This is a genomic window from Cecembia lonarensis LW9 (assembly GCF_000298295.1).
Lineage (GTDB): Bacteria > Bacteroidota > Bacteroidia > Cytophagales > Cyclobacteriaceae > Cecembia > Cecembia lonarensis.
Genome location: NZ_AMGM01000004.1, coordinates 116,689 through 123,092 on the forward strand (window position 1 = coordinate 116,689; position 6,404 = coordinate 123,092).

Here is a 6,404-nt window from a genome sequence, read left to right on the forward strand (position 1 = left end):
TTTCAAAAATTTATTGAACATAAAAGCGGAAAAAGCAATGAAGACCATCCAAATCCATGAAAAAGACAATGTTTTGGTGGCATTGACTGATATTCAAAAAGGTGAAGTAATCGATCATCAAGGAACAAAAATTGAAACAAAACAGCACATCCCTTCAAAACATAAACTGACCATCCATGACATTAAGGCAGGTGGATTGGTCATCATGTATGGTGTGGTGGTAGGTAAAACACAAACATTTTTGGAAAAAGGAAGCCTTATCACTACCAGTAATATCATACATGAAACGAGTGGATTTGGGAAAAGAAATAAGCAGCTGCAATGGAAGGTACCTGATATTGAAAAGTTTCGCAACAGAACTTTCAAAGGCTATCACAGAGCAGATGGGCAGGTGGGTACAGCCAATTATTGGTTGGTGATCCCCTTGGTATTTTGTGAGAATAGAAATGTGGAGGTTATCCGACAGGCATTTGAGGAGGAATTGGGTTTTGGGAAATCAAACCCCTACAAAAATATGGTCCATCAAATGAAGGAATTATACCTTCAGGGAGATTTGGGGGCGATCGATTCCCTTCATATGGATCAAATTGCTTCCTCTTTAGAAAATAGATTGTTCAATAATATCGATGGCATCAAGTTCCTGACACACCAAGGAGGATGCGGAGGAACCCGGCAGGATTCAGAAAGCTTATGTGCATTATTTGCCGGATACATTCATAACCCTAATGTGGCTGGGGCAACCGTCTTGAGTCTTGGTTGCCAAAATGCCCAGTTTGAGATCCTGCAGGAAAAGTTGAAGATTTTGACTACTGAAAACGCTAAACCCATCATATTTCTGGAGCAGCAAAAAGAAGGTACAGAATCCCACATGTTATCGCAGGCCATCAAAAAAACCTTCCTGGCCATGGCAGATACCAACAAAATTGAACGTAAGTCAAGTCCCTTGGAAAAACTCACCATTGGTTTGGAATGCGGGGGAAGCGATGGCTTTTCGGGTATTTCTGCCAATCCAGCGGTTGGTCATGTCTCAGACATGATAGTAACCTTAGGAGGAAAAACCATGCTTTCGGAATTCCCTGAATTATGTGGGGTGGAGCAGGAATTGATCAACCGCTGTGTGGAAGACCAAACGGCAGACAAATTTGCCCATTTGATGCAATCCTATGCCAATGCCGCACTTTCTGTAGGTTCAGGTTTTGACATGAATCCCTCACCGGGGAATATCAAAGACGGTTTGATCACAGATGCCATCAAATCGGCGGGTGCAGCCAAAAAGGGAGGCACATCCCCTATTACAGATGTACTTGATTATACAGAATATGCCACTAAACCTGGTTTAAATTTGCTGTGCACCCCTGGAAATGATGTGGAGAGCACCACTGCAATGGCAGGTTCAGGGGCCAATATCATCTTATTTACCACAGGCTTGGGAACGCCTACCGGTAATCCAATTGCCCCCGTGATTAAGATTTCCACCAATACGGCTTTGGCTAAAAAAATGCCGGACATCATCGATGTAGATACCGGAGGGATTATTACCGGTGAAAAAACAATAGAAAATTGTGGAGAGGAGATTTTGGAATACATCATCCAGGTGGCCTCAGGTGAGATTAAAACAAAAGCAGATAGGCTGAGACAGGATGACTTTATCCCCTGGAAAAGAGGGGTTTCCTTGTAAAGTGGAACCACGTCTTTCCAAAAACAAAGCAGGCCTGCCTATAAAAACACCAACTTACCCAATTTAGATGACTGATAAATTCCCTCAATCAAGGCTAAAGATTTAATCCCTTCCTCCCCATTGACCAATGGTGCTCTATCTTCTTGAATAGCGTTCAAAAAGTCCTTGTACTGCTCCAAATGCCATTGATGACCGATAGCCATGGGATCTGATGCTCCTGAATTCTTGCCCGCAGGTGAGTTCATTATCCTGGATGGTTCCCCTTGTATGTCCCAAGCTTTGATTTTCCCTCCTTCTAAAATGATTGAACCTTTGCTGCCATAGATTTCCAAACGCTCAGGATATCCCGGAGAAATGGCGGTGGAGGCAGTAATGGTACCTAAAGCTCCATTCTTGAATTCTACCACAGCAGTAGCGCTATCTTCCGTTTCAATTTTATGATGAAGTGTGTCCGTTTTTCCAAAAACAGAATGAACCGCTCCCATACAATCCAATAACAGGTCTATGGTGTGAATGGCCTGATTGATCAAAGCGCCTCCACCATCTCCCTCTACAGTGCCTTTCCAAGGACTACTCTTATAATAGGCTTCATCTCTAAACCAATTCACATAAGCATTTCCTAGAAACAGCTTACCAAGCAGTCCTTCCTGTAAGGCTTTTTTAAGTTGGATATAGTCAGGATTGAACCTGTTTTGAAAAATCACCCCCAGCTTCACTCCATTTTCTCTCGCAGCCTGAATGATTTGATCCGCTCTTTTCAGATTGATTTCGATAGGTTTTTCAATCAATACATGTTTACCAGCGGCTATGGATGTTAAAGCAGGCCCCATATGATGGCCACTAGCCGTACAGATGGCAATCAAATCCAATTGGGGATGCTTTAAAAATGAATGGATATCTGCATAAGATTCAACCCCAAAAGTCTTTTTAGCTTCTATGGCCCTTCCTTTTGTGGAACTGCATACCGCAAGGAGTTCAGCACCTTCAAGTTCTCTTATTGCCGCAGCATGTTTGACGGCAATGGCACCTGTTCCTATGATCCCTATTCCAATTTTATTATTCATGACAACATATTAACTATTTTTTCCCAAACAGCCCCATGTACAGGGACACCCAATTCCATGTTTTGTTTGCGTAAATCCAGCATCCGTTCCCCGGGGTATCGGAGGACTTGACCTTCAAAAACCTGGGACTGCTTCAAATCATCAATGATTCCATCCAATTTTTGATCTGCCCATTGGTCCATTCCCAGTTTCACCGGATCTAGACATAGAAAGACCTGGGACAAGGCATACTCCTCCCCTCTTTGGCCGATCTCATGGGTGGATAGTCCTCCTGATAAAAGGCTTGCCAACATATCCAACATCATGGATAATCCTGCTCCTTTCCAAAGGCCAACAGGTAAGGCCAACTCCTTTTCTATGATTTCAGCCGGTGATTTGGTCAATTTACCTGTGCTGTCAAAACCTGCTTCAAATGGCATTTCTTCTCTCCTTCTTAGAAAAGTATTCATTTTCCCATAAGAAAATTGAGACATGGCCATATCCAATAACACGTGTCCTTTTTTCCTTGGAATGGCAATCACCAGAGGATTGTTACCCAATTTGGGCTCACTTCCGCCCCAGGCAGGCATGTTGGGCTTGGTATTGGTGAAACAGATGCCTATGCAACCCGTTTCAGCAGCCTGCAAACCATAATTACCTGCCCTCATCCAATGATTCGTACTTTCAAGGGCTATCAGTCCCAATCCAAATTCCCTCGACAATTGTATCGCCCGCTCCATAGCTATAAAGGCATTGGAAGGTCCGGGACCTAAATGACCGTTCCACCTTTCAAAAACACCAAAGCTAAAAACCAATTCAGGATCAGCTGATGGTTTAACCAGCCCCTTTTTTACCATATCTATAAAAACAGGAAATCTATCCAATCCATGGGAAGGCACTCCATCTAAACTGGCCTGAATAAAAAGTTTTGAACATCGGTCAGCTTTTTCAGGGGGAAAGTTAAATTTTCCGAGAATTTCCAGGAGTGTGTTTTTTACCCGGTCTACTGGCACTCTAATTTCCATGGCTCATTTTTGTTTGGTAAATTTTCAAAGTGAAAAAACTTATAAAGTACTTTTTGGCACGCAAAGCCGAATTCTTAAAGCCCTACACTTTCCACCACCAGCATTTTAGATTGGGCTGCCTGGTATCGAATCTGTTTGGCCACTGAATATTCTGGAGAATTCCACCAATCCTTCGCTGTTTGTACATTGGGAAACTCCAAAATAACCAACCTCTCAGGATTCCAGTCCCCTTCCAGGGATTCTGTTTTTGCCCCTCTGACCACAAATCTTCCACCAAATTTTGTAATGGTTGCTAAAGTATGTTTCTTATATTCCTCATACAATTCAGGATCATGGATGCTTACTTCCACCAATACCAATGCTGCCATAATTATTTAATTTTGTAATGTAAAATGAATATCGGCAAAAGAAAGGAAGAATTCATGGGAAGACAATAAGAACTGCCTGTTTCAACAGCTGAAAAAGATGAAAAAGATGAAAAAACTAAATAAAACAACCGTTCCCATACCAGACAGACCTGTAAAAGTGCTTCAATTTGGAAGTGGCAACTTTTTAAGGGGATTCGCTGATTGGATGATTGAGCTGATGAATGCGCGGGGCAATTATAACGGATCTGTTGTGGTTGTTCAAAGTCATAGTACCAGTGTTCCCCAAGCATTTCTGGAGCAGGACAACTTATACCATGTCCTGATTCAGGGTATTGAAAAAGGTAAAACAGTCAATTCCCATCAATTGATTACCTGTATAGAAGCGGTTATTAACCCTGTCCTAGAGTACAACTCCTTTTTGCAACAAGCCGAAAACCCTGATTTGGAATTGATCATTTCCAATACCACCGAGGCTGGAATTCAGTTTGATCCAATGGATATTCCAACAGCCTGTCAAACACCAAAGACTTTCCCGGGAAAGCTGACCGCTTTACTTTACAGAAGATTTGAATTTTTTGATGGTGACATGGGTAAAGGGTTAAGCATAATACCCTGTGAGCTGATTGAAAACAATGGAGCAGCATTAAAAGCAGCCGTTCTGAAATACATTGCGCTTTGGGATTATCCAGAAGCATTCAAAAGGTGGATAATGGAAGCAGTAGATTTTTGTAATAGTTTGGTGGATAGAATTGTTCCCGGCTTTCCAGAAAACAATTACAGGGAGATGCAGGAGCAATTGGGCTATGAAGATCATTTAATGGTGGTGGCAGAACCTTTTCATTCTTGGGTCATAGAGGCCAGTCCAGTAACCATAAAAAGATTCCCTGCCATTCAAGCTGGACATCAAGTCAAATTTGTAGCTGACTTAGCTGCTTATCGGACCAGAAAGGTGCGTATTCTAAATGGTGCCCATACCGCAATGGTACCTTTGGGTTTATTGGCGGGAATTGAAACTGTAAAGGAAGCCATAGAAAATAATGAACTGGGAATTTTAATCCGGCAAATTATTTTTCAAGAAATTATTCCGGTTTTGGAGCTTCCTAAAAAAGAACTGGATGCATTTGCTCAGGATGTTTTGGACAGGTTCAGCAACCCATTTATCAGACATGAATTATCCTCCATAGCCTTAAATAGTATTTCAAAATTCAGGGTAAGGGTACTACCTACTATTTTGGACTATCATAAAAAGCTGGGCCATTGGCCTACAGGGTTGATGCAATCATTTGCTGCTTTACTCCTTTTATATAAAGGAACTTTCAATGGAATGAAAAGACACTTGAAAGATGAGCCCAAAATCCTTGAGATTTTCCAAAGTGCATGGGAGAAAAAACAAAGCTTAAATGAATTAGTGAACACCTTTCTAAGTGATAAGGCATTATGGGGAGAGGACCTTTCTCAAATTGAGGGCTTAATCGAAGTGATCGAAAAGGAATTGAAGCTACAGATTAGTAAACATAGCCAGTAAATAATCTGATTTTTTTCCATTTTCTTTGTACTATGGAAGCTAACATTAACATAAAAGAAGCGCTATTTTCTGCTGCTCAAGACCTGCTGAAGGTACAAATTCAAGATATTCAAAAACAATTGATCGATCTTCAGGAGTCATCGGAGTCAGAAGAAAAAAGCTCAGCCGGTGACAAATATGAAACCCACCAAGAGATGCTCAACCAATCAAGAAAAATGTTAGAGCAAGCGCTTGAAAAACACAAATTCATGCTGGCGCAATTAAATGCAATTTCCACCAAAAAAATAGATAAAGTAGAGGAAGGGGCTTTGGTGAAACTGAATATTGGCACCCTTTGGATTTCAATTGCTTTGGGGAAAATTTCTCTAAATGACTCAGACTATCAACTTGTCTCTAAAGATTCTCCTTTGATTTCAGTCATTTACAATCTCAAAAAAGGAGACATCTATGAATTCAGAGGCAAAAAGGCTGAAATTTTAGAAGTTTTATAGTTGGTAATAAAAATCTCACTGTCAGCTTAAACCTATAATGCGTAATTTTAACTTAATAATTGGTTAAGCCACTGACCAAAATTGTATTTTTTCAATAGTTAAACTATCTACTTTAAAAAAATTAATAAGTCCTTAATTTTAGAATTATCTTTTTTTATTAAAAAAAAATTTAAGAATATTTTTTGCAAATACAATTTTATTCTATTTATTAAATGAAAATAGGATAAATCAGGAATAATGTTTACATATATGTGAAAAACATAAAATATTATAC

Annotated in this window: 6 protein-coding genes; 3 read left to right on the plus strand and 3 right to left on the minus strand. The window is 40.3% G+C overall.

Annotated elements, in window-relative coordinates; genetic code table 11:
• The first annotated feature begins 37 nt into the window (after window positions 1–37).
• Window positions 38–1,678 (plus strand): UxaA family hydrolase, encoded by a 1,641-nt coding sequence (locus B879_RS02410; protein WP_238542069.1) that lies wholly within the window; start codon window positions 38–40, stop codon window positions 1,676–1,678.
• A 38-nt stretch (window positions 1,679–1,716) separates the two neighbouring features.
• Here B879_RS02410 and B879_RS02415 read toward each other — a convergent pair whose 3' ends face one another.
• The 3 genes from B879_RS02415 to B879_RS02425 form a co-directional block, all read right to left on the minus strand.
• Entirely contained in the window at window positions 1,717–2,742 is a 1,026-nt protein-coding gene (locus B879_RS02415; RefSeq protein ID WP_009183544.1) for a Gfo/Idh/MocA family protein, read from the minus strand.
• Window positions 2,739–3,746, minus strand: a complete 1,008-nt coding sequence (gene yiaK, locus B879_RS02420) for a 3-dehydro-L-gulonate 2-dehydrogenase (RefSeq protein ID WP_009183545.1) — start codon at window positions 3,744–3,746, stop codon at window positions 2,739–2,741. Before yiaK ends, B879_RS02415 begins: the two co-directional genes overlap by 4 nt.
• A 74-nt stretch (window positions 3,747–3,820) precedes the next feature.
• The gene (locus tag B879_RS02425) at window positions 3,821–4,114 is read right to left on the minus strand and encodes a DUF1330 domain-containing protein (protein ID WP_009183546.1); all 294 of its coding nucleotides are present in this window, start codon (window positions 4,112–4,114) and stop codon (window positions 3,821–3,823) included.
• 106 nt (window positions 4,115–4,220) lie between these two features.
• On the opposite strand from B879_RS02425, the gene B879_RS02430 reads away from it, so the two are divergent.
• The gene (locus B879_RS02430) at window positions 4,221–5,639 is read left to right on the plus strand and encodes a tagaturonate reductase (RefSeq protein WP_009183547.1); all 1,419 of its coding nucleotides are present in this window, start codon (window positions 4,221–4,223) and stop codon (window positions 5,637–5,639) included.
• Window positions 5,640–5,671: 32 nt separating this feature from the next.
• Complete coding sequence (locus tag B879_RS02435) at window positions 5,672–6,130, plus strand: hypothetical protein (RefSeq protein WP_009183548.1); 459 nt, start codon at window positions 5,672–5,674, stop codon at window positions 6,128–6,130.
• Window positions 6,131–6,404: the final 274 nt, after the last annotated feature.

Excerpts from the sequence above, each read along its gene's own strand:
- B879_RS02410 (WP_238542069.1), top strand. The coding sequence starts at position 38 with ATGAAGACCATCCAAATCCATGAAAAAGACAATGTTTTGGTGGCATTG.
- B879_RS02415 (WP_009183544.1), bottom strand. The coding sequence starts at position 2,742 with ATGAATAATAAAATTGGAATAGGGATCATAGGAACAGGTGCCATTGCC.
- yiaK (WP_009183545.1), bottom strand. The coding sequence starts at position 3,746 with ATGGAAATTAGAGTGCCAGTAGACCGGGTAAAAAACACACTCCTGGAA.
- B879_RS02425 (WP_009183546.1), bottom strand. The coding sequence starts at position 4,114 with ATGGCAGCATTGGTATTGGTGGAAGTAAGCATCCATGATCCTGAATTG.
- B879_RS02430 (WP_009183547.1), top strand. The coding sequence starts at position 4,221 with ATGAAAAAACTAAATAAAACAACCGTTCCCATACCAGACAGACCTGTA.
- B879_RS02435 (WP_009183548.1), top strand. The coding sequence starts at position 5,672 with ATGGAAGCTAACATTAACATAAAAGAAGCGCTATTTTCTGCTGCTCAA.